At 49.2% G+C, this 21,331-nt stretch carries 33 protein-coding genes and 2 pseudogenes; 25 read left to right on the forward strand and 10 right to left on the reverse strand.

The annotated features are described in order from the left end of the window. Nucleotides 1–116: 116 nt before the first annotated feature. The 7 genes and pseudogenes from EFER_RS24765 to EFER_RS24005 all read right to left on the reverse strand — a co-directional run. Nucleotides 117–296: pseudogene (locus EFER_RS24765) on the reverse strand (helix-turn-helix domain-containing protein); the annotation flags it as partial. Beyond that, complete coding sequence (gene yfdT / locus EFER_RS02995) at nucleotides 212–517, reverse strand: protein YfdT (RefSeq protein WP_000206731.1); 306 nt, start codon at nucleotides 515–517, stop codon at nucleotides 212–214. The gene yfdT and the pseudogene EFER_RS24765, both read right to left, overlap by 85 nt. Next, nucleotides 517–879 (reverse strand): phage protein, encoded by a 363-nt coding sequence (locus tag EFER_RS03000; RefSeq protein WP_001242749.1) that lies wholly within the window; start codon nucleotides 877–879, stop codon nucleotides 517–519. Before EFER_RS03000 ends, yfdT begins: the two co-directional genes overlap by 1 nt. Next, the gene (yfdR, locus tag EFER_RS03005; RefSeq protein ID WP_000008200.1) at nucleotides 870–1,406 is read right to left on the reverse strand and encodes a 5'-deoxynucleotidase; all 537 of its coding nucleotides are present in this window, start codon (nucleotides 1,404–1,406) and stop codon (nucleotides 870–872) included. The genes EFER_RS03000 and yfdR overlap by 10 nt, the downstream gene beginning before the upstream one ends. A 127-nt stretch (nucleotides 1,407–1,533) precedes the next feature. Further along, nucleotides 1,534–2,358, reverse strand: coding sequence for a YfdQ family protein (locus EFER_RS03010; RefSeq protein ID WP_000081291.1), 825 nt, complete (start codon nucleotides 2,356–2,358; stop codon nucleotides 1,534–1,536). Between the two features lie 65 nt (nucleotides 2,359–2,423). Beyond that, the gene (gene yfdP / locus EFER_RS03015) at nucleotides 2,424–2,786 is read right to left on the reverse strand and encodes a protein YfdP (RefSeq protein WP_000135682.1); all 363 of its coding nucleotides are present in this window, start codon (nucleotides 2,784–2,786) and stop codon (nucleotides 2,424–2,426) included. 14 nt (nucleotides 2,787–2,800) lie between these two features. Next, nucleotides 2,801–3,111 (reverse strand): annotated as a pseudogene (locus EFER_RS24005) (hypothetical protein). 143 nt (nucleotides 3,112–3,254) lie between these two features. On the opposite strand from EFER_RS24005, the gene EFER_RS03025 reads away from it, so the two are divergent. Beyond that, complete coding sequence (locus tag EFER_RS03025) at nucleotides 3,255–3,689, forward strand: ECs1072 family phage-associated protein (RefSeq protein ID WP_000016389.1); 435 nt, start codon at nucleotides 3,255–3,257, stop codon at nucleotides 3,687–3,689. On the opposite strand, the gene EFER_RS03030 is transcribed toward EFER_RS03025, so the two are convergent. Then, nucleotides 3,661–3,867 carry a hypothetical protein gene (locus EFER_RS03030; RefSeq protein WP_000549626.1) on the reverse strand — a complete coding sequence of 69 codons (207 nt, stop codon included), beginning with the start codon at nucleotides 3,865–3,867 and terminating at the stop codon, nucleotides 3,661–3,663. The genes EFER_RS03025 and EFER_RS03030 overlap by 29 nt on opposite strands. 265 nt (nucleotides 3,868–4,132) lie before the next feature. On the opposite strand from EFER_RS03030, the gene EFER_RS03035 reads away from it, so the two are divergent. After that, a complete protein-coding gene (locus EFER_RS03035; protein ID WP_000389078.1) occupies nucleotides 4,133–5,023 on the forward strand; it encodes a BRCT domain-containing protein in 891 nt (296 codons plus the stop codon). On the opposite strand, the gene EFER_RS03040 is transcribed toward EFER_RS03035, so the two are convergent. Next, a complete protein-coding gene (locus EFER_RS03040; RefSeq protein ID WP_000853318.1) occupies nucleotides 5,006–5,692 on the reverse strand; it encodes an XRE family transcriptional regulator in 687 nt (228 codons plus the stop codon). The genes EFER_RS03035 and EFER_RS03040 overlap by 18 nt on opposite strands. A 135-nt stretch (nucleotides 5,693–5,827) precedes the next feature. On the opposite strand from EFER_RS03040, the gene EFER_RS03045 reads away from it, so the two are divergent. The 11 genes from EFER_RS03045 (at nucleotide 5,828) to EFER_RS03095 (ending at nucleotide 11,983) form a co-directional block, all read left to right on the forward strand. Continuing rightward, nucleotides 5,828–6,076, forward strand: a complete 249-nt coding sequence (locus tag EFER_RS03045) for a transcriptional regulator (RefSeq protein ID WP_000187185.1) — start codon at nucleotides 5,828–5,830, stop codon at nucleotides 6,074–6,076. Nucleotides 6,077–6,098: 22 nt separating this feature from the next. After that, a complete protein-coding gene (gene ymfL / locus EFER_RS03050; protein ID WP_000515874.1) occupies nucleotides 6,099–6,650 on the forward strand; it encodes a protein YmfL in 552 nt (183 codons plus the stop codon). A 175-nt stretch (nucleotides 6,651–6,825) separates the two neighbouring features. After that, on the forward strand, nucleotides 6,826–7,005 hold the full coding sequence (locus EFER_RS22735; protein WP_001250269.1) for a DUF4222 domain-containing protein: 180 nt from the start codon (nucleotides 6,826–6,828) through the stop codon (nucleotides 7,003–7,005). Beyond that, nucleotides 6,995–7,936 (forward strand): helix-turn-helix domain-containing protein, encoded by a 942-nt coding sequence (locus tag EFER_RS03060; RefSeq protein WP_000104943.1) that lies wholly within the window; start codon nucleotides 6,995–6,997, stop codon nucleotides 7,934–7,936. The genes EFER_RS22735 and EFER_RS03060 overlap by 11 nt, the downstream gene beginning before the upstream one ends. Beyond that, entirely contained in the window at nucleotides 7,933–8,427 is a 495-nt protein-coding gene (locus EFER_RS03065) for a PerC family transcriptional regulator (protein WP_012599936.1), read from the forward strand. The genes EFER_RS03060 and EFER_RS03065 overlap by 4 nt, the downstream gene beginning before the upstream one ends. Continuing rightward, nucleotides 8,427–9,080 (forward strand): phage N-6-adenine-methyltransferase, encoded by a 654-nt coding sequence (locus EFER_RS03070; RefSeq protein ID WP_024256389.1) that lies wholly within the window; start codon nucleotides 8,427–8,429, stop codon nucleotides 9,078–9,080. Before EFER_RS03065 ends, EFER_RS03070 begins: the two co-directional genes overlap by 1 nt. After that, complete coding sequence (locus EFER_RS03075; RefSeq protein WP_000210160.1) at nucleotides 9,077–9,403, forward strand: LexA family protein; 327 nt, start codon at nucleotides 9,077–9,079, stop codon at nucleotides 9,401–9,403. Before EFER_RS03070 ends, EFER_RS03075 begins: the two co-directional genes overlap by 4 nt. Continuing rightward, nucleotides 9,400–9,789 carry a RusA family crossover junction endodeoxyribonuclease gene (locus EFER_RS03080; RefSeq protein ID WP_000767113.1) on the forward strand — a complete coding sequence of 130 codons (390 nt, stop codon included), beginning with the start codon at nucleotides 9,400–9,402 and terminating at the stop codon, nucleotides 9,787–9,789. The genes EFER_RS03075 and EFER_RS03080 overlap by 4 nt, the downstream gene beginning before the upstream one ends. 19 nt (nucleotides 9,790–9,808) lie before the next feature. Next, nucleotides 9,809–10,606 (forward strand): KilA-N domain-containing protein, encoded by a 798-nt coding sequence (locus EFER_RS03085; protein ID WP_001061398.1) that lies wholly within the window; start codon nucleotides 9,809–9,811, stop codon nucleotides 10,604–10,606. Nucleotides 10,607–10,613: 7 nt separating this feature from the next. Then, nucleotides 10,614–11,603: a DUF968 domain-containing protein gene (locus EFER_RS03090; RefSeq protein WP_021535407.1), complete on the forward strand. Its 990-nt coding sequence runs from the start codon at nucleotides 10,614–10,616 to the stop codon at nucleotides 11,601–11,603. 14 nt (nucleotides 11,604–11,617) lie between these two features. After that, a complete protein-coding gene (locus EFER_RS03095) occupies nucleotides 11,618–11,983 on the forward strand; it encodes an antiterminator Q family protein (RefSeq protein WP_195222883.1) in 366 nt (121 codons plus the stop codon). A 50-nt stretch (nucleotides 11,984–12,033) separates the two neighbouring features. Here EFER_RS03095 and EFER_RS22740 read toward each other — a convergent pair whose 3' ends face one another. Further along, nucleotides 12,034–12,780 (reverse strand): hypothetical protein, encoded by a 747-nt coding sequence (locus tag EFER_RS22740; protein ID WP_001406331.1) that lies wholly within the window; start codon nucleotides 12,778–12,780, stop codon nucleotides 12,034–12,036. Between the two features lie 266 nt (nucleotides 12,781–13,046). Here EFER_RS22740 and EFER_RS03100 point away from each other — a divergent pair, with 266 nt between their 5' ends. From EFER_RS03100 to EFER_RS03150, 12 genes are all read left to right on the forward strand, one after another. After that, nucleotides 13,047–13,373 carry a phage holin, lambda family gene (locus tag EFER_RS03100; protein WP_001120496.1) on the forward strand — a complete coding sequence of 109 codons (327 nt, stop codon included), beginning with the start codon at nucleotides 13,047–13,049 and terminating at the stop codon, nucleotides 13,371–13,373. Between the two features lie 3 nt (nucleotides 13,374–13,376). Beyond that, nucleotides 13,377–13,853, forward strand: coding sequence for a glycoside hydrolase family 24 protein (locus EFER_RS03105; protein WP_001197743.1), 477 nt, complete (start codon nucleotides 13,377–13,379; stop codon nucleotides 13,851–13,853). Next, on the forward strand, nucleotides 13,837–14,229 hold the full coding sequence (locus tag EFER_RS03110) for a DUF2570 domain-containing protein (protein WP_012599940.1): 393 nt from the start codon (nucleotides 13,837–13,839) through the stop codon (nucleotides 14,227–14,229). The genes EFER_RS03105 and EFER_RS03110 overlap by 17 nt, the downstream gene beginning before the upstream one ends. Then, entirely contained in the window at nucleotides 14,117–14,386 is a 270-nt protein-coding gene (gene lysC, locus EFER_RS24540) for an Rz1-like lysis system protein LysC (protein ID WP_419195763.1), read from the forward strand. Before EFER_RS03110 ends, lysC begins: the two co-directional genes overlap by 113 nt. Nucleotides 14,387–14,751: 365 nt before the next feature. Next, nucleotides 14,752–15,189, forward strand: a complete 438-nt coding sequence (locus EFER_RS03115; protein ID WP_224219349.1) for a hypothetical protein — start codon at nucleotides 14,752–14,754, stop codon at nucleotides 15,187–15,189. A gap of 127 nt (nucleotides 15,190–15,316) precedes the next feature. After that, nucleotides 15,317–15,667: an HNH endonuclease gene (locus tag EFER_RS03120; protein WP_001135210.1), complete on the forward strand. Its 351-nt coding sequence runs from the start codon at nucleotides 15,317–15,319 to the stop codon at nucleotides 15,665–15,667. 125 nt (nucleotides 15,668–15,792) lie between these two features. Further along, nucleotides 15,793–16,287: a phage terminase small subunit P27 family gene (locus EFER_RS03125; RefSeq protein ID WP_000929192.1), complete on the forward strand. Its 495-nt coding sequence runs from the start codon at nucleotides 15,793–15,795 to the stop codon at nucleotides 16,285–16,287. Beyond that, on the forward strand, nucleotides 16,284–18,017 hold the full coding sequence (locus EFER_RS03130; RefSeq protein ID WP_000088150.1) for a terminase large subunit: 1,734 nt from the start codon (nucleotides 16,284–16,286) through the stop codon (nucleotides 18,015–18,017). The genes EFER_RS03125 and EFER_RS03130 overlap by 4 nt, the downstream gene beginning before the upstream one ends. 11 nt (nucleotides 18,018–18,028) lie before the next feature. Further along, a complete protein-coding gene (ymfR, locus tag EFER_RS03135) occupies nucleotides 18,029–18,211 on the forward strand; it encodes a protein YmfR (RefSeq protein WP_000605606.1) in 183 nt (60 codons plus the stop codon). Continuing rightward, the gene (locus EFER_RS03140) at nucleotides 18,211–19,452 is read left to right on the forward strand and encodes a phage portal protein (protein WP_000466255.1); all 1,242 of its coding nucleotides are present in this window, start codon (nucleotides 18,211–18,213) and stop codon (nucleotides 19,450–19,452) included. The genes ymfR and EFER_RS03140 overlap by 1 nt, the downstream gene beginning before the upstream one ends. Further along, nucleotides 19,430–20,080, forward strand: a complete 651-nt coding sequence (locus EFER_RS03145; protein WP_001193631.1) for an HK97 family phage prohead protease — start codon at nucleotides 19,430–19,432, stop codon at nucleotides 20,078–20,080. Before EFER_RS03140 ends, EFER_RS03145 begins: the two co-directional genes overlap by 23 nt. Nucleotides 20,081–20,094: 14 nt before the next feature. Then, nucleotides 20,095–21,300 (forward strand): phage major capsid protein, encoded by a 1,206-nt coding sequence (locus EFER_RS03150; RefSeq protein ID WP_000257486.1) that lies wholly within the window; start codon nucleotides 20,095–20,097, stop codon nucleotides 21,298–21,300. Nucleotides 21,301–21,331: the final 31 nt, after the last annotated feature.

The raw sequence follows: 21,331 nt of genomic DNA on the forward strand, positions 1-21,331 counted from the left end.
ATGCCATCACCCGCGCTCACCTGGACAGTATGCAGCGGAGACTGAAGCGCCGCAATGCAGGCTTGTCGTGTTGTGAGGTAAGGGGATTTATTCTTAGTGGGATCTTTGCGTGTTGCCTGCAAACGCCCTGTGCGTATCCAGTTAATGGCAGTCGGTCTGGATATCTTGAGAAAATGACAGGCCTCATCGAGTGTGAGGCTGTATGGCTCCATTATTTCACCTCTTGTTGTGACATTGTTGAAAAATGGATACCAGCTCGTTGCTGCCAGACGATCCAACCGAGAGTCATATCCCATGCCATGTATTCTTTATCGCCGTTTTTTGCTCTCCGACGATCTACTAAGTCACCGAAACGCTTTTCCATGAATAATTCATAAGCTTCGCGTTCATCTGGTTCTACTTCCAGAGATAGGAGTGCGATTTCATAAGCACGGCGCTCAATATCGTCTCGCACGTCAAGGCTGCTGATACGCTCTTTAATTTCTTTAATCAGTTCTTTGTCGGTAAAAGTGGTCATTATGCTCCAGCCTCCGGTGCTTTTGGCATTACTGCCCAGTGAGTGATATTGACGTTTTCAAGGTCCCCGACCTGAAATGTCCACTGCCATTCTCCGGTTTCTTTTTGTCCCCAGGTGTACCAGAGAGAACGCCAGCCAATTAGCCAGCCTTCTCCGTTAGCATCGAATAACAAAACACTTTCATTTGCTGGTGGCAGTTCAGTTGACACTGGTATTACTTTGTTTTCCTGTGCTGCACATTTAGCTTCAAGCGCATCGAATTTACGCACTAGGTATTCAGCATCTGTTTCATTTACTTTCAGATCTCGCGGTACACATCTCCCACGAAGAAACCCTTCCATTTCGAAAACATTCATGCGCATTTGCGTAACTCCGATAACTCGTTAAAGCGTTCCATAAACATCCCGTAGGCATGGCCCGGAGCCAGTGGAATCACGTTGAACATCTCTGTTGCCGGGATACCTTCCAGTACAGGCCAGAAAGAGCCATCATCAAGCCCGAGATCGCGGCGTTCGGTTGCCAGCATGATGAGATCGGCATATTTCACGGGCGTACTCATAACTGGGGGTAACCCGTATTTCTCACGGATTACGGCGTCTATTTTTTCTTCCATTTGTTTATAGTCAGGAAGAAGGCGTTTCAGTGGTGCGGGAATGTCCTGGCAATACGCTTCTGTTGCATCATGCATTAACGCTTCAAAAGCAAATTCCTGCGGCACCAGCTGGCTGCAAAGAACCGCATGTTGGGCGACGCTGTAGAAGTGCGAAAGATGACCGGCAAAGCGACAGATATTTGAAAGGGAAACCGCGATATCGTTAATATCGATGTCGTCTTTATTTATCCTGTCATAATAAAAATGCTTCCCGGAAAAAGTTTTAATAAATGACATTTTGCTCTCCACGTATATGCGCTGCACCGCGCTGAATTCTGGTAAAAAGAATCCCTCACCATCCGGCGATTATTGAGTAAATTACGTTTCCATAAATGCCCCCGCAGGGGCATTTGCAGTAATGAAATCAGGCGGTGAAAGTACCAATAAAGGTTTCTACTTTGCTGTCCTTGAATTTCTCAACAAGCAGATCACGAAATTCGTTAGCCATTTCTTCCTGCACCGCCTCCAGCTGAATAATGCGCAGAACCAGTACAGGACGATCGCCAGTGATAATACTGAGGCGTAATTTAAACGGACGTTCTTTCAGACCTTCAAACGGAACGCATTTAAATTCAAATGTCACTGGCATAATGTCTTTGGTCTTCGCTTCGACAGACTCCATCAGGGAGCGTTTGCCGCTGAAGTCATTATCTTCAAAATCAGCGGTCTGGTTTGCTTCAATCGTGATTTTACGGACAGCCGCAGCCGCTTTTGTTGCCTGAATAGCGTCACCATTAGCATCAAAGCCCACAAGATAGTCGGCCCAGTCTTCAATCCATTCTGCCAGTGACTTCTGGGAGTTACGCTCGCCGTTAACAGACAACAGAGCAGAGAACGGTGCTGTCTTTTTCAGTTTGAGTGTGGCGGTGTTATCTGCGTGACCTGGTTCATCAATAGTACCCAGGTTAAGCACACTGACGGCACGCATATTATCAGCATCGATAAAGCAGCGGGTGCCTTCATCTGCAAGATCTTTAGAATAACGGGTAAAGTCATCGATGCTGGCAGTGGAAAGCGCACCACGGAAACGGAAGCGATTTAAATTAAATTTTTCCAGATCATGAATGCGGAAATTCTCAGGCAATGCCACAGCATCGGCACCAATCTTACTGATAATTTCATTAACACCCTGAGCAGAAATAAGGGCATGGATTTGATTAATTGCGGTTGCGTCTAAGTTCTGAGACATAATAAGTCCTCACTATATAAAGATATTCAGTGATGAGATAAATAATCAGTTAATTAAAAACGATATTAACGACCTGCTGCGCGGAGTTTTCCGTCAGGTTCACCGGCAAGAGTCAGTAACTGTCCCTGGTCTTCCTGCAGAATAGTCAGGCGACCACCGCGATTGACATACATCGGCGTTTCGGTGGTGTCTTCTTCGGAAATTTTCCCGCGGTTAGTCGGGCGAACATATGAGAGTTTGTGTTTGATTTTCACTCGGTTCTCATCAAACGGTTCGATTTCCAGGTTGAGCGAGACCTTACCTTTGGTTTTCGTGTTCATCACACCGGAAGCGACTTCACTGAGAACTGCGCCGATTTTGGTTTCAAATACGCCGCCGTCCAGCTCCCCGATAAATGCCTGCACATCAGTACTGCGTTCGCTAGCCATTTTGCTGCTCCTCATCATATCGACCCTGCAAGGTCGGTTAGTTTCTCCACAAAACAGAGAAGAACACCTGCGGTGACTGCCGCCCGGATGGATTGGGTTATGAGCCCGTCGTCCGGTGATGCTCTTCTCTGTTTTGTAAAAAGGACGGTACCAGCCGGAAGCAAGGGTACAAACTGGTACCGCCAGGACTACACACAGCATAAAGTTGTGGTGCCGGGTGCCTCCCGGTGCCTGGCGAAGGTTGCACACCAGACGGGTGGGTATCCACAGAAGGTCGACTGTCAGCCTCAACCTTAACCCGCGTGCGCTGAGCCGCATTCACCACAACGCTAAGAATTCTCTCTGGTTGAAAATACTTAGCTGTTATGTGCCTGCTTTTAGCCACATCAGGCGAGGTGGACCTGGTTATTCCCCAACAACAAGGATTCGGTTAATCTGGTTATCCCCAACAACGCAAAAGGAAAAGAAATGTCCGGTAATATCTATACGCTGTACAAATCCCACTGTGAAAATGTTGGAAAGTATCGGGGCATTGAAATCAGTGGGGTAGTGTCATCAGTCGAAATAAGCAAAGTTGAATCAAGGGCAACATTACTTACTCTTCTGGACCTTGTCTTACATGAGCACCGGAAGAAATTCGGCACTCCCTATAATCAGTTGAATGGGAAAAAGGCTCTGGTTCACCTTATTCTGATGAAGCATCACTGGATGCCAAAACAGATTAATGAGATGAAATTTGATGAACTTCTTCTTTCAATTCAGGATGAACTCACACTTGATAAAATAAGCGTAACCGCCCAGAAATTTTTAGATTATCGAGACTGGAGATCACAAATTCATCACTTTGATGATTTTGACGAAAATGAATGGGATCCTAATTTGTCTGCACAATATCTAAAGTAACATCCTGTGATAAAACCGTGATTTCCTGATCCAGTTTTTTTAAGGAGTCTATTGTTTCCTGTCGATAAGACAGCACTTCACGAAGCTGGTTTATAGCTGCCAGCTTCTTTGCCATCCACTCGTAAATTTCCTCATTTGTGTATCCGGGCGCGACGATTTTTGGTTCTGTTTTGTGCATTTCACACCTCCTCAAGTTATCAGTTACTTGTTGATGGGGACCAGATTGTTAAAGAGCTAAGCGTCCTGTAGGGCGCTTTTTTGTTGCTAACGAATCATCCTGGACTTCATATGCCCCAGGCGGCTACTTCGTGGGCGTCCTGCCTGTTCGTTGTTTTAACATCTTTAAGTTGTAATTCAGTTGTGGTTTTGAATGTTGTCAACAACTTTATGTGGTTTGAACGAGTAGCCAAGGAGTGCAAGGATTATCAAAAAAAGGAGGTTGTATGGAAGACGCGCTTTACGCTTTTAATTACACACAGAACCGGGACAAGTTATTTGCTAACTTGATTAGCATCATTGATGGAATCATTGCAGATGGAGTTGTCCGTGAAGAGGAGGTTCTTTACTTAGATACATGGTTACTTGAAGCAAAGCAGATTATCAATAATGGAGTTATAAAAAGTCTATCAGCACGGGTGTCGGATATTCTTGCGGATGGAATAATCACATCAGAAGAACGTGATGACCTTAAAAATAGCCTTCTCCAAATACAGAGGGAAATTCTTGATATCCCTGAAATTGATTTTTACTCCAAGGATGTAGATGTCCATTTACTTAATGGACTATGTAAAGGATTAATTGCTGATCGGAACTTAACTCAAGAAGAAATAAGATATCTTAATTGGTGGCTTGAGCAAAATGGAGCTTTGAAGAACAACTACCCAGGAAAAAAACTTTATGCACTTGTAAAGGAAATTCTTAAAGATGGGGTTATTACTGAAGATGAGAGTTTAACTCTACATAAGGCATTAGTAGACTTCACAGGATGTGACTTGGAAAGTGGGGTGGTGGATGGTTTGGCGACCAGGCTGCCTATTGATGTAGGGGCTTCGATAGAGTTAGAGGGTAAAACCTATTGTCTTACAGGCACTTTTGTTGCAGGAAAGAGAGCCGTAGTTGAAAATTTGATTAAAAATGCTGGTGGGAACATCAGTAGTGGAATTACTCAAAAGTTGGATTTTTTAGTAATTGGGACGCTTTCCTCCCGTGATTGGAAATTCTCAAGTCACGGAAGGAAGATCGAAAAAGCTATATCTTATAGGGATGATAATGGTGCAAAACTTAAAATTATTTCTGAAGAAATGCTTTTCGATGCATTACCAAGTTCGCGATGACCAGAATACCCTACCTATAACATGAATTCTGGCTCGTCTATCTTCAAAGGTGAGTATTTCATCTGGGTACTCATCTTTGTTGAAGCTTCTAAGAATCAAGCCACCGTCAGGTAAGTTGATAAGTATTTTAACCCTTAGCAATACACCATCTCGTACGGCATAAAGATCGCCATCACGAATAGGAACGGTTTGAGAAATATCAACGGCAACAAGATCTCCATTATTGAGAACCGGTAATAAACTGTTCCCCCATATTTTTACGATCTTGGCATTAGATGCACATACGCCAGATTTTCTCAAATCTGCTCTTCTTAACGGAAACCAGTCAATAGCTGATTCAACTATTTCAGCCAGACATCCGTTACCTGCCGATAACTCGACATCTAAAACAGGAATGTTTACGAAAATATCGGGGTCTAATGCGGTGCTTTCTGCTTCTTTTACAACAAGATCAGGTATGGATGCGTTGTCTTCAATACCAAGTTGTAACCACTTTTGTGATACACCTAAAACTTTTGCAATTTCTTTAATTTTGCGCGGTTGTAGAGTTTCGCCATTCTCTATTTTGGCTACAGATTGTTGTGAAAGTCCAATTTTTTCAGCTAGTTGAGCTTGGCTCATGCCAGCTATCTCTCTACCTATCTTTAATCGTTCTGCCAGTGTTTTCACAACATATCCCTCTCTTTTTTGATGAGGTTACAACTTTATGTTTTAGCTTTCCAACACCTAAAAGTTGTGATAAAAGTTGTTAATGTTGTATTCTTGCAACTCGTAACAACTTAACTACCTAAAAAGGAGAAAGCTATGACACCTGAGCAATTAGCCTTATCGGAGGCAATCGCTCTGGCTGGTGGTCAATCAGAATTGGCTCGGAAGCTCACAGCCAGCAGCGGTCATTTAGTAAAGCAACAACATGTCTGGAACTGGTTGAACAGAGAAAAGCGTCCCCCTGCAAAGCTCTCGATATTCATTGAAAAGACCACTGGCATATCAAAAGAAAAATTACGTCCAGATATTTTTCAAAAGATTAAAGATTCATCAGATGAAAAGTAACCACAGTTTTAAGGAGATAGCCGTGGGTAAGCATCACTGGAAAGTAGAAAAACAGCCTAAGTGGTACGTGAAAGCTGTCAGAAAAACTATCGCAGCGTTGCCGGGGGGTTACGCTGAAGCAGCTGACTGGCTGGATGTAACAGAGAACGCATTATTTAACCGCCTTCGTGCCGATGGCGATCAAATTTTCCCGCTGGGATGGGCAATGATTTTACAACGTGCTGGTGGCACTCACTTCATTGCTGACGCTGTGGCGCAGTCTGCAAATGGCGTCTTTGTGTCTCTTCCTGACGTCGAGGATGTGGATAACGCCGATATTAACCAGCGCCTGCTGGAAGTCATTGAACAGATTGGCAATTATTCCAAACAGATTCGTTCGGCAATCGAAGACGGTGTGGTGGAACCGCATGAGAAGACAGCAATTAACGACGAGCTGTATCTCTCAATTTCGAAACTGCAGGAGCATGCAGCACTTGTCTACAAAATTTTTTGCATTTCAGAAAGTAATGACGCCCGCGAGTGTGCAGCTCCGGGCGCCGTGGCGTGTCGTGACTGTGGAGAAACTAACGCATGAACAGTTTAACAACACACTACCGTCGCTCGCAACTGATTGCGCTTCCTGTACCGGGTGGAAAAGCGAAGGTGGAGTATTGCTATGCAGTAAATGTACCAGGTGACAGGGAAATTGTAACCCACAGCTTTGCAGAGTGGGCTGTGGGTGATTTCAACCGGCAGAAGGAGACAGTCCTTTGCGACAAGTTAACCGCTGGTTCAAAGATCACTACGGAGTGCCCGTCAGAGTCATTCGTTGGGAACCGGAAACACAACGGGTTATCTACCTCCGCGAAGGCTATGAGCATGAGTGCTTCAGTCCGCTCGAACAGTTTCGTCGTAAATTCAGGGAAATAGAGGTCGGTCATGAGCACTAAATTAACCGGCTATGTATGGGATGGTTGCGCAGCGTCAGGCATGAAATTATCCAGCGTGGCAATTATGGCCCGCCTGGCTGATTTCAGTAATGACGAAGGTGTGTGCTGGCCATCAATTGAAACCATTGCCCGTCAGATTGGCGCGGGGATGAGTACCGTCAGAACGGCTATCGCACGGCTGGAAGCAGAAGGCTGGTTAACGCGTAAGGCGCGTCGCCAGGGTAACCGCAATGCGTCGAATGTTTATCAGCTTAACGTTGCGAAGCTTCAGGCAGCGGCATTTTCTCAACTGTCAGATTCTGACCCGTCAAAATCTGACGCATCAAAATCTGACCCGTCAAAATTTGATGCGTCGAAATCTGGCAAAAAAGCGGGTTTTCACCCGTCAGAATCTGGCGGGGATCCGTCAGTAAAATCAAAACATGATCCGTCAGATAAAAAACCTTCTCGTCCGGACGCTTCGCAACCGGACACGCAGACGGCTGAACAGGATTTTTTAACTCGCCATCCTGATGCGGTTGTATTCAGCCCTAAAAAGCGCCAGTGGGGAACGCAGGATGATTTGACCTGTGCACAGTGGCTCTGGAAAAAAATCATTGCCCTGTACGAGCAGGCTGCCGAATGTGACGGCGAGGTGGTTCGTCCCAAAGAACCGAACTGGACAGCCTGGGCAAACGAAATTCGCCTGATGTGTGTGCAGGATGGTCGTACTCACAAACAAATCTGCGAGATGTACAGCCGCGTCAGCCGCGATCCGTTCTGGTGCCGTAACGTGCTCAGCCCGTCGAAGCTGCGGGAAAAATGGGATGAGCTTTCCCTGCGCTTATCGCCGTCCGTAAGCACGTACACCGAAAAACGCGAAGACCCGTACTTCAAATCCAGTTACGACAACGTGGACTACAGCCAGATCCCGGCAGGATTCAGGGGGTGATCATGAGTCTGTTAAATGACGTTCAGAAATTCATTGAAGCCCATCCGGGGTGTACTTCCGGAGACATTGCGGATGCTTTTGCTGGTTACTCACGGCAGCGCGTTCTGCAGTCAGCAAGCAAGTTACGTCAGAGTGGGCGTGTGGCTCACCGTTGTGAAGGAGATACACGCAGACATTTCCCGCGCCTGACTGAGAGAGCGCAGGAGCCGAAACCACAACCAGTTCGTGAAACCAGACCTGTGCGTAATTTCTATGTCGGCACTAACGACCCCCGGGTGATTTTGTGCCTGACCCGCCAGGCTGAAGAACTGGAGTCCAGGGGCTTATTCCGTCGAGCCGCAACGGTGTGGATGGCGGCATTCCGTGAAAGCCACTCCCAGCCAGAACGAAACAATTTTCTGGCGCATCGTGAGCGGTGCTTACGGCAAAGCAGCAAGCGCTCTGCATCGGGTGAAGAGTGGTATCTGTCAGGGAATTACGTGGGGGCTTAATGAGTAATAAATATTGCCAGGCGCTGGTGGAGCTGCGGAACAAACCAGGCCATGAACTGAAGGAAGTGGGCGATCAGTGGCGCACGCCGGACAACATTTTCTGGGGAATTAACACCCTGTTTGGCCCGTTTGTTCTGGATCTGTTCACTGATGGTGATAACGCCAAATGTGCCGCTTATTACACTGCGGAAGACAACGCGCTGGCGCATGACTGGTCAGAACGTCTTGCGGAGCTTAAAGGTGCTGCCTTTGGTAATCCCCCATACAGCCGCGCCAGTCAGCATGAGGGGCAATACATCACCGGCATGCGTTACATCATGAAACATGCCAGTGCCATGCGTGATAAGGGCGGGCGCTATGTTTTCCTGATCAAAGCTGCCACCAGCGAAGTGTGGTGGCCGGAAGGTGCGGACCATATTGCTTTTATTCGCGGGCGTATTGGTTTTGAACTGCCTGCCTGGTTTATCCCGAAGGACGAGAAGCAGGTGCCGACAGGAGCGTTCTTCGCTGGTGCTATTGCTGTTTTCGATAAGACCTGGAAGGGGCCGGCAATCAGCTACATCGGGCGCGATGAACTTGAGGCATGTGGTGAGGCGTTTCTGGCGCAGGTTCGCCAGCAGGCAGAAAAACTGGTCAGGGAGATGGCGGCATGACGACGTTAACTCAATGCCAGCAGCAGGTGCTGGATATGCTGATTTCTTACCAGAAAGAACGTGGCTTCCCGCCAACCAATCAGGAGGTGGCAACCATGCTGGGATACCGTTCGGTGAATGCAGCGGTGGAGCATCTTCGCGCACTGGAGAAAAAAGGCGTCATCACAATAAAGCGTGGCGTGGCCCGGGGGATAACGCTTCATACCGCAGTGAAGGACGACGACAGCGAGGCGGTCGGGATTATCCGCGCACTGCTTGCCGGTGAGGAATACGCCAGGCTGCGTGCAACTCACTGGTTACATGAAAGGGGCTTGAAAGTATGAAGCTTATCCTGCCTTTCCCGCCCAGCGTGAACACGTACTGGCGACACCCTAACAAAGGGGCGTTTGCAGGTAAGAGCCTGATAAGCGCGGCGGGGCGAAAATTCCAGAGCGCGGCGTGCGCTGCAATAGTTGAGCAGTTACGTCGTCTGCCGAAACCAACGTCGGCACCTGCTTCAGTGGAGATCGTGTTGTTTCCTCCTGATAACCGGATCCGCGATCTGGACAACTATAACAAGGCGCTGTTTGACGCCCTGACCCACGCGGGTGTGTGGGAAGACGACAGTCAGGTGAAAAGAATGCTGGTGGAGTGGGGACCGGTTATCCCGGAAGGGAAGGTCGAGATCACTATCAGTAAGTACGAGAAAACGGCGGGTGCAGCCGCCTGATTAAGAGGAGAAACGAAGTATGAATAATCTGATGGTTATTGATGGTATTGAAGTTCGTCGTGATGCTTATGGGCGTTACAGCCTGAACGATCTGCACAGGGCTGCTGGTTCTCTGGATAAGCATAAGCCTGCATTCTGGCTCCGCAATGAGCAAACTGAGCGTTTAATAAGCGAGTTGCAGATTTGCAACTCGGTCAATATAGAGCCAGTTAACGTTATTCGTGGCGGAAATAACCAGGGGACGTATGTCTGCAAAGAACTGGTGTATGCCTATGCAATGTGGATCAGCCCGTCATTCCATCTGAAGGTGATCCGTACTTTCGACATGGTAACCAGCGCACCGGAAAAATTATCCGGACAGGCTGCTGACAAGATGCAGGCTGGTGTGATTCTGCTGGACTTTATGCGCCGGGAATTAAACCTGTCTAACTCTTCAGTGCTTGGTGCCTGCCAGAAACTCCAGGAGGCTGTTGGCTTACCGAATCTGGCACCGCGCTATGCCATTGATGCTCCTGCTGATGCACACGATGGCTCAAGTCGCCCCACGCTGTCGCTGAGTGCACTGCTGAGGCAGTATGGTATCCGCCTGACGGCTAATCAGGCATATCACCAGATGGTGAAGCTGGGGATCGTTGAACAACGCGAACGATACAGCCGTACCGCGATTAACAACATCAAAAAATTCTGGTCGCTGACGGCGAAAGGCTGCATGTTCGGCAAGAACATCACCAGTCCTGCAAATCCGCGCGAGACGCAGCCGCATTTCTTCGAATCCCGATTCCCTGAGCTGTTAAAGCTGCTCGATACCGTTCATTGAGGTGACCGTGAGAGCACTACTGACCCCTGAAATTGCCCCGCGTATGGGGATCGTATTGTTCAGGCCAGGTTCAGAGCTGATGCCCCTGTTTATGCAGGGGCGTGTCCTGCTGGAGCCTGAGCCGGAACGTTATTCATCTTTCGCCAGTGGTGCCGTTCCGGCGGCATCACAACCGCTGGCGGATGATCCTGCCGTTCGGGCCGTGTTCCGCAATGAGGCAGTGATCCGTCGTGCTGGTGGTGTGGAATGTCTTGAAAGCTGGTTACTTCGTGAAAAGGGCTGTCAGTGGCCTCATTCCGACTGGCACAGCGAGAACATGACCACAATGCGGCACGCTCCGGGAGCAATTCGTCTGTGCTGGCACTGCGATAACCAGCTGCGTGACCAGTTCACGGAACGGCTGGAATCAATGGCAACGGATAACTGTGCCCGCTGGGTGTTGTCTGTCGTGCGTCGGGATCTCGGTTTTGATGACAGTCACGTTGTGACAATGCCGGAACTGTGCTGGTGGCTGGTTCGTAATGATTTGGCGGATGCCTTACCGGAAAGTGCAGCCCGTAAGGCACTGAGATTACCGAAGCCTGTTGTGCCATCTGTCACCCGGGAAAGTGACCTTGTGCCTTCGGTTCCTGCCACCAGCATCATCCAGGATAAAGCGAAAAAGGTGCTGGCGCTGAAAGTGGATCCGGAGTCGCCGGAGTCTTTTATGTTACGCCCCAAACGTCGCCGCTGGGTTAATGAAAAGTACACGCGCTGGGTTAAGACGCAGCCGTGCGCATGTTGTGGAAAGCCAGCTGATGATCCCCACCACCTGATAGGCCACGGTCAGGGTGGAATGGGTACAAAAGCGCATGATCTCTTTGTGTTGCCTTTGTGCAGAAAGCATCACGACGAGCTGCATGCAGATACCGTGGCATTTGAAGAGAAGTATGGCTCCCAACTGGAGCTGATATTTCGTTTTATCGATCGTGCGCTGGCAACTGGCGTGCTGGCCTGATTTTGTGGAGAAAGTTGATGCGTGATATTCAGATGGTTCTGGATCGTTGGGGAGCATGGGCGGCGAGTGATAGTTCTGGAGTAGACTATTCTCCTATAGCTGCTGGGTTTAAAGGGCTTCTTCCCTATACAAGCAAAACACGTCAGGCTTGTTCAGATAGTGATGCATTAATTATTGAAGGTTGTCTTGCTCTTCTTAAGAAGAGAAAACCGTATGAGCACTCTCTGATTGTGGCTCATTACCTGTATGGCATCTCGAAAAGGAAGATAGCAAAAGCATACAAAAAAGATGAGAAATTGATACGTATAGAGATACAGTTGGCTGAAGGGTTTATAGATGGTTGTCTCTCGATGCTGGATATTCGTTTAGAAATGGAGTAATAAAATTAAGGCAGCAACATAGAGTTTAACTTTGTTGCTGCGTAACAGATTTAATCTGGCATTATGGTAGATAATTGTGGGCTAGGTTTAACCCCGTAGGTTTCTGATATTCTTTTAACGTTGATACCTACGATTTTTCTGACAGCTCCCAACGAAAATTCTAACTCTTTAATCCCTGCGTCTTTAGAAGTGTTGTTCATATAATAACGGCATGCTTCTCGAATTGACTTGCAAACGATAAATAGAGGTGATTCATCTGGGATTTGAGAAAGCAAAGAGGTCAAACATGTTCTTAACTCTTTGAGTGATTCGGCAACAAAACAGGGGTTTTCAAGATGATATTCTACGAACAAAGCCCCTTTATCATCCAATTCATTTATAATCTTTTTTGCCAGATTTCTTTCATCATGCTGTTGAATATATTTCAAAGCATCGAAGGTAATATTAATCGAACCTTCAAGACAGGAGCTTATAAGGCTTTCATGATCTTTTTTCCATTTTCTTAATACAGGTGCCGGATAGTCTAGCCCCTGATTCTTATCTATTAATACAGAACAAGTAGCACACAGCCATATGCCATTGTTAATTGACTTCCTTTCTGTTTCTGATTGTGACATGTCATAGCGTGGGCCATCAGGAGATGCTGCACATATGTGAGCAGCAACTCCTGTCTTGATTGATTTATTGCCATCAATTGATGGGCCAATGGTCAATCTGGGGCATGAAGGGTTTGAACAAATGAATGCTGCCCGCTCTGCTAATTTTTTTATAGTGTCTTTAGAAAAATTATGTCGCATGTAGTGAACCCAATATATGAGAAAAATATTACTAACGCGGTCCGCATTTTATCATGTAATGTGTTAAGAGTGGTTACTTCGCCACACAGCTTAAACCCGCCGTCGAGCGGGTTTTGTCGTTTCTGGGGCTGGGGATTCGTTGGTCCTTGCCTATTCCGCAGTTATCCATTGGTTCGGCTTCTTTGACGTTTCCGCTTCTGATTTGCGGTACATGATGTTCCCTCAATTTGCACCTGCTGTATCAGCGAGGTGAGAGATAACTACAAATGCCTCATAACCCAAATACCTGGTTGGAGTTGGTCCAGAGCTGGTGGCGTGGAGACACACCGCTGGGCGCAGTGATTATGTCGATTGTTATGGCTGGCTTGCGCATTGCATATTTTGGCGGTGGTGGGGGCTGGAAACGAAAAACGCTCGAGATTTTGCTCTGTGGTGCTCTGACGCTGACTTTTGCATCCGCTCTTGAGTATGTCGGATGGCCTAAATCTCTTTCTGTTGCCATTGGTGGTGGCGTTGGGTTGATCGGTGTCGATGCTATTCGTGGGGCTGCAATGAGAGTAATCGGTAATAAGTTTGGTGGTTCTAAGGAGTAATTTATGCAGGTGCTAAATCCCCAGCGTAAAGCTTTCCTTGATATGGTGGCTTGGTCAGAAGGAACGGATAACGGGCGACAAGCGACACGTAATCACGGTTATGATGTTATTGTTGGCGGCGAACTGTTTACTGATTACTCTGATCACCCTCGCAAACTTGTCACGTTAAACCCCAAACTCAAATCAACAGCCGCCGGACGTTATCAGCTTCTTTCACGCTGGTGGGATGCTTACCGTAAACAGCTTGGTTTGAAAGACTTCTCCCCCAAAAGCCAGGACGCAGTGGCATTGCAGCAGATTAAAGAGCGTGGCGCTTTACCGATGATTGATCGCGGTGATATCCGTCAGGCTATCGATCGTTGCAGCAATATCTGGGCGTCGTTACCTGGTGCAGGTTACGGTCAGTATGAACATAAAATCGGTGACCTGATTTCCCGGTTTAAAGAGGCTGGTGGGGTGGTAAATGAAGTTGAGCTATAAGCTGGTTATCGCTGCATTCTTCTTTACTGTCATCGGTTCTTTCATCTGGTCTGCCAACCACTACTACAGCAAATATCAGCACGAAAAGAAACGTGCTGATGAGGCTGTACAAAATGTTGAATCTGCAACAGCCATTACCCGTAACGTCCTGCAATCACTGCAAATCGTCAATACAGTTATAGAGGTTAACCAGCATGCAAAACAGCAGATCGCACTGGAGTCACAGAGAACCCAGGAAGATATCAAAGTGGCTGTTGCGGATGATGATTGTGCTTCACGTCCTGTGCCTGCTGCCGCTGCTGACCGGTTGCGGAAATTCGCGAACGGTTTACGTGAGCGCTCCGGTGGCACCACTGCCAGCCAGCCTGACTTCTGATACTCCTGTACCGTTTATACCCAATCCGCTGACGTATGGTACCAGTCTGGAGTTGAATGTTGCTCTATTGTCAGCCTTGGGACAATGTAATTTTGATAAAACTGGAATCAGAAAGATTGAATCACGGCGCGCTATTTTGCATTCGAAAGACAAATAGCTCGAGTTATATTTTTCATTATCAGTGCGAATGCGCCTAATAAAGCTGTGTATTATGATAATTTTATAAAACTTATGGGCTTAAATTCAGACGCCAGCGTTTTTATAGTGTAATGTAGCAGCTTACATAAAATATGCATCGTGATTAACTATTAGTCCAACCTTTTGGACCAATATGAAAGTGGAAGTTTGTACAAATCGTTTGTAGATGATTAAACATGTGTCTAGTAGAGCTAGTCATGAACAGGTTTATTACGTATCATTTTGTTTAGATTATCGAGAGTACAACTAGTAGAGCAGCTAATCTTTAGATAGTGCCAGTGATGTTCACTTACGATAAACTAACCTTTTCATTCAGTGGAGGTTATGATGTGGCATACATTACTTAACTGGCCTTGGGGAACTGTGTGGTCAGCTGTATCGGCTTTAGGTTCAATTGTAACTGTTACATTAGGTTTTTGGGCAATGAATGTTTGGCGGCGACAGGAGGCTCTGAAGGCCAAAATGGCTCTGAAAATGGCAGTGGCTGATTATTCAAATGCATTATCACAGCTACCTTTATCTCTTAGTCGTAATGTTCGTATTGAAAAAAGGGCCGAGCTACGAGAGTTAAGCCATAAATTAAATGCTATTAATAATGCTTTTTTGATATGCGAACATATGTTGGAAAAATACCCACGTGTAAACAGCGGTTGTCGTTCTTTATCTGTTGCCCACAAAGAATATATTAGAATGAGAGATAATAGTATTCAGGCGAAATATATTTGTCAGAATATTCTTTCAGAACAGTTTGTATTCAAATGAAAATGAACGATTGGCATTTACTTGCCGTTTATTCATTGGATTGAAAAGTCTATTTAGCAAACCGTGTTAAAGCGGTTTCTGATTGCAGTTATGGTTAGATATTTAACGAAAACTACAGGGATAATAGATGCCTCCACGAACCCCAAAAGCCTGCCGCGTTCGCGGCTGCCGCCATACCACGACTGACCCATCAGGCTACTGCGAAAGCCACAAAAGCGAAGGCTGGAAGCAATACAAGTCTGGCCAGTCCCGTCATCAGCGCGGTTATGGTTCGAAGTGGGACGTTATCCGCGCGCGTGTGCTGAAGCGTGACAAAGGCCTGTGCCAGTTGTGCCTGCGTGCCGGTGTGGTGCGCGAGGCGAAAACCGTTGACCACATCATCCCTAAAGCGCATGGCGGCACCGATGCAGACAGTAACCTACAGAGTCTGTGCTGGCCGTGTCATAAGGCGAAGACGGCCCGTGAACGGATTAAGTAAGAACCAGTTCCCTCTGCCAGAGGGGAGGGGCGGGTCAAATCCCTGTGACCTGACGTCTTCCGGACTGCCCGCCCCATCGTTTTTTTATACCCGCGAAAAATGAAATTTAACCAGGAGTGCCGCATATGGCTGGAACGGCGGGGCGTTCCGGGCGTCGCCCCAAGCCAACGGCGCGCAAGGTGCTGGCCGGAAACCCCGGCAAGCGAGCCCTGAACAAAGATGAACCTGTTTTTACGCCCATCAAAGGTGTTGAGCCACCGGAGTGGTTCGCTGAAGAAGATCTCCCTCTCGCCACGATCATGTGGCAACTGACAACCAAAGAACTCTGCGGTCAGGGCCTGCTGTGCGTGACTGACCTCGCGGTGCTTGAGCGGTGGTGCGTGGCCTACGAGTTCTGGCGACGTGCCGTGAAAAATATTGCCAGACAGGGCAACACCATCACCGGTGCAATGGGCGGTATGGTCAAAAATCCGGAGCTGACCGCCAAAAAAGAACAGGAGTCCGAGATGAGCAGTACGGGGGCAATGCTCGGACTCGACCCCAGCAGCCGCCAGCGTCTGATTGGCCTGGCGGGGAAGAAGAAAGCCACTAACCCGTTTCTGAAAATCATCGAATCATGAGCCGGAAATCTTACCCCAACGTAAATGCTGCCAATCAGTATGCCCGGGATGTCGTGCGCGGAAAGATTGTGGCCTGCCAGTTTGTGATTCAGGCCTGCCAGCGCCATCTTGATGACCTGATGGCGGAAAAAAGTAAGTCGTTTCGTTACCGCTTCGACAAGGACTTGGCTGAACGGGCCGCCAAATTTATTCAGCTGTTGCCGCACACCAAGGGTGAGTGGGCATTCAAGAGGATGCCCATCACGCTGGAGCCGTGGCAGCTCTTTGTGATCTGCTGCGCGTTTGGCTGGGTCAATAAAGGCTCCCGGCTGCGCCGCTTCCGGGAGGTGTATACCGAAATCCCCCGTAAGAACGGCAAATCAGCAATCTCTGCCGGTGTCGCCCTGTATTGTTTTGCCTGTGATAACGAGTTCGGCGCGGAAGTGTATTCCGGTGCCACGACGGAGAAACAGGCATGGGAAGTCTTTCGTCCGGCAAGACTGATGTGTAAACGCACACCCATGCTGACGGAAGCGTTCGGGATTGAGGTTAACGCCTCAAACATGAATCGTCCGGAGGATGGCGCGCGGTTTGAACCGCTGATCGGTAACCCCGGTGATGGTTCATCACCCCACTGTGCGGTGGTGGATGAATATCACGAGCACGCCACCGATGCGCTTTACACCACGATGCTTACCGGGATGGGGGCGCGACGTCAGCCACTGATGTGGGCCATTACTACTGCCGGGTACAACATTGAGGGGCCGTGCTACGACAAGCGACGGGAAGTTATCGAGATGCTCAACGGGTCGGTACCCAACGATGAACTGTTCGGGATCATCTATACCGTTGACGAAGGCGATGACTGGACCGACCCGCAGGTGCTGGAAAAAGCTAACCCGAATATTGGCGTGTCGGTTTATCGCGAATTTTTGTTAAGTCAGCAGCAGCGTGCGAAAAATAACGCCCGTCTGGCAAACGTCTTTAAAACAAAACACCTCAATATCTGGGTGTCGGCGCGTTCGGCGTATTTCAACCTGGTGAGCTGGCAGAGCTGCGAGGATAAATCACTGACCCTTGAGCAGTTCGAGGGGCAGCCGTGCATTCTGGCCTTTGACCTGGCGCGTAAGCTGGATATGAACAGCATGGCGCGACTTTATACCCGCGAGATTGACGGTAAAACGCATTACTACAGTGTGGCCCCGCGTTTCTGGGTACCGTATGACACGGTGTACAGCGTCGAGAAAAATGAAGATCGACGGACAGCCGAACGCTTTCAGAAATGGGTGGAAATGGGCGTTCTGACCGTTACCGATGGTGCGGAGGTGGATTATCGCTACATCCTCGAGGAGGCCAAAGCGGCGAACAAAATCAGCCCGGTCAGTGAGTCACCCATCGACCCCTTCGGGGCGACCGGGTTGTCACATGACCTTGCTGATGAAGACCTGAACCCCATCACTATCATTCAGAACTACACCAACATGTCCGACCCGATGAAAGAGCTGGAAGCGGCAATTGAATCGGGGCGCTTTCATCATGATGGCAATCCCATCATGACCTGGTGTATCGGCAACGTGGTCGGCAAAACCATTCCGGGTAACGATGATGTGGTGAAGCCCGTCAAAGAGCAGGCGGAAAACAAAATCGATGGTGCAGTTGCGCTGATTATGGCGGTTGGCAGAGCCATGCTGTACGAGAAAGAAGACACGCTGTCTGACCACATTGAGTCCTATGGGATCCGCTCGCTTTAACTGAGGTAATTATGATCATGCTGATTCTCGCGCCTCTGGTGGGCGTGCTGGGGGCGCTTTTGCTGGCGTATGGTGCCTGGCTGATTTATCCCCCGGCGGGGTTTGTTGTTGCCGGGGCGTTGTGCCTGTTCTGGTCGTGGCTGGTGGCGCGATATCTCGACCGTACACAGTCGTCTGTCGGCGGAGGTAAATAGTGTTCTTTTCGGGATTATTTCAACGAAAAAGTGACGCACCGGTGACCACGCCAGCAGAGCTGGCGGATGCTATCGGGTTGTCCTACGACACCTATACCGGAAAGCAGATCAGCAGCCAGCGGGCCATGCGACTGACGGCGGTTTTTTCCTGTGTCAGGGTGCTGGCGGAGTCGGTCGGGATGTTGCCCTGCAACCTGTATCACCTGAACGGCAGCCTGAAGCAGAGAGCCACTGGCGAACGTCTGCATAAGCTGATCTCCACGCATCCCAATGGCTATATGACGCCGCAGGAGTTCTGGGAGCTGGTGGTCACCTGTCTGTGCCTGCGGGGAAACTTTTACGCCTACAAAGTGAAAGCATTTGGCGAAGTGGCTGAACTGCTGCCCGTCGATCCCGGCTGTGTGGTACCGAAGCTTAACAGTAGCTGGGAGCCGGTCTATCAGGTCACATTCCCGGATGGCTCCACGGATGTACTGAGCCAGGAGGATATCTGGCATGTGCGCACGCTGACGCTGGACGGACTGGTGGGGCTGAATCCCATCGCCTATGCCCGCGAGGCAATATCGCTGGCGGCAGCGACCGAAGAGCACGGGGCCAGACTGTTCAGCAATGGCGCGGTGACGTCGGGTGTGTTGCGTACAGAGCAGACGCTGTCAGATCAGGCTTACGAGCGCCTGAAGAAAGATTTTGAGGAGCGTCACACCGGGCTTGGTAATGCTCACCGCCCGATGATCCTTGAGATGGGGCTGGACTGGAAGTCGATGGCGCTGAACGCCGAGGACAGCCAGTTCCTGGAAACCCGCAAGTTTCAGCTTGAAGAAATCTGTCGTCTGTTCCGGGTGCCGTTGCACATGGTGCAGAACACCGATCGCGCCACCTTCAACAATATTGAAGAGCTGGGGCTGGGATTTATCAACTATTCACTGGTGCCGTATCTGACCCGCATCGAGCAGCGGATCAACACCGGACTGGTTCGAAAAAGTAAGCAGGGCGTTTATTACGCCAAATTTAACGCCGGGGCGTTACTGCGCGGGGATATGAAGTCCCGTTTTGAAGCCTACGCCACCGGGATTAACTGGGGAATTTACTCTCCCAATGACTGCCGCGACCTGGAAGATATGAATCCGCGTCCCGGTGGGGATGTCTATCTCACACCGATGAACATGACCACGAAACCCTCCGATGGCAGTAAAGCCGGTAAGCAGAAGGATAACGCCAATGCAGACGAAACAACGTCTTGATGTACCGCTGAGTCTGAAATCTGTCAGTGACTCCGGTGAGTTTGAAGGGTATGGCTCCGTCTTTGGTGTAAAGGACAGCCACGATGATGTGGTGATGTCCGGGGCATTTGCTGCTTCCCTACGGGCGTGGAGTGACAGAAAAGCGTTACCAGCGCTGCTCTGGCAGCACCGCATGGATGAGCCCATCGGTGTTTATACCGAAATGAAGGAAGACGATGTCGGGCTTTACGTCAGGGGGCGGTTGCTCATTGATGATGATCCCCTGGCAAAACGCGCACATGCACACATGAAGGCCGGTTCGTTAACCGGCCTTTCTATTGGGTACGTCCTGAAAGACTGGGAATACGACCGGAGCAAAGAAGCCTTTCTGCTGAAAGAAATTGACCTCTGGGAAGTCAGCCTGGTGACGTTCCCGTCTAACGACGAGGCGCGGATCAGCGACGTCAAGAACGCACTGGCCCGCGGGGAAATCCCCGAACAGAAAAAAATCGAAAGAGTCCTGCGTGATGTCGGACTCTCCCGTACCCAGGCCAAAGCATTCATGGCCGGGGGCTATGGCGCACTGTCCCTGCGCGACGCTGAGGATGTGGGCTCTGCACTGAATGCACTGAAAAATCTGAACTTCTAATCAGGAGAAATACGATGGCGGTTGATATTAAAGATGTCGAACAGGTCGCGCAGGAGCTGCAGCAGAAGTTTGACGACTTCAAAGCAAAGAACGACAAGCGCGTGGATGCGATTGAGCAGGAAAAAGGCAAACTTGCCGGGCAGGTGGAAACCCTGAACGGGAAACTCAGCGAGCTGGAAAACCTCAAAAGCGATCTTGAAAAAGAGCTGCTTGAGCTGAAACGTCCGGCAGGTGGTGCGCAAAATAAACTGGCCACCGAGCATAAAGAGGCGTTTGTGGGCTTCCTGCGTAAAGGCCGTGAAGACGGTCTGCGCGATCTGGAGCGTAAGGCATTGCAGGTGGGCACCGATGAAGACGGTGGCTACGCCGTGCCGGAAGCACTGGATCGCAACATTCTTAACCTGCTGAAAGATGAAGTGGTGATGCGTCAGGAAGCCACGGTGATCACCGTTGGCGGTTCCGACTACAAAAAACTGGTGAATCTAGGCGGTACGGCTTCCGGATGGGTGGGGGAAACGGATACGCGATCCCAGACTGCCACCTCCAGACTGGAGCTGATTGAACCTCTCATGGGGGAAATCTACGGCAACCCGCAGGCTACCCAGAAAATGCTGGACGATGTCTTCTTCAACGTGGAGGCCTGGATCAACAGCGAGCTGGCAACCGAATTTGCCGAACAGGAAGAAATTGCCTTTACCTCAGGCGATGGCACCAAGAAGCCGAAAGGGTTCCTGGCGTATGAATCCACTGATGAAACCGATAAGGTCCGGGCGTTCGGCAAACTTCAGCATATTGTATCCGGCGAAGCAACCGCGGTGACCGCAGACGCCATTATCAAACTGATTTACACGCTGCGTAAGGCACACCGCACTGGCGCGAAGTTCATGATGAACAACAACAGCCTGTTTGCCATCCGTCTGCTGAAAGACACCGAGGGTAACTATCTGTGGCGTCCGGGGCTGGAACTGGGGCAGCCGTCCTCTCTGGCGGGTTACGGTATCGCTGAAAACGAACAGATGCCGGATATCGCCGCTGATGCGAAAGCCATTGCATTTGGTAACTTCAAACGGGGTTACACCATCGTTGACCGTATCGGCACCCGCATTCTGCGTGACCCGTACACCAATAAACCGTTTGTCGGTTTTTATACCACCAAGCGCACCGGCGGGATGCTGGTCGATTCGCAGGCCATCAAACTGCTGAAGATTGCAGCGGCGTAATCACTCAGGGGCGCGGAACCGCGCCCCCTGT

The organism is Escherichia fergusonii ATCC 35469, from assembly GCF_000026225.1.
Taxonomy (GTDB): domain Bacteria; phylum Pseudomonadota; class Gammaproteobacteria; order Enterobacterales; family Enterobacteriaceae; genus Escherichia; species Escherichia fergusonii.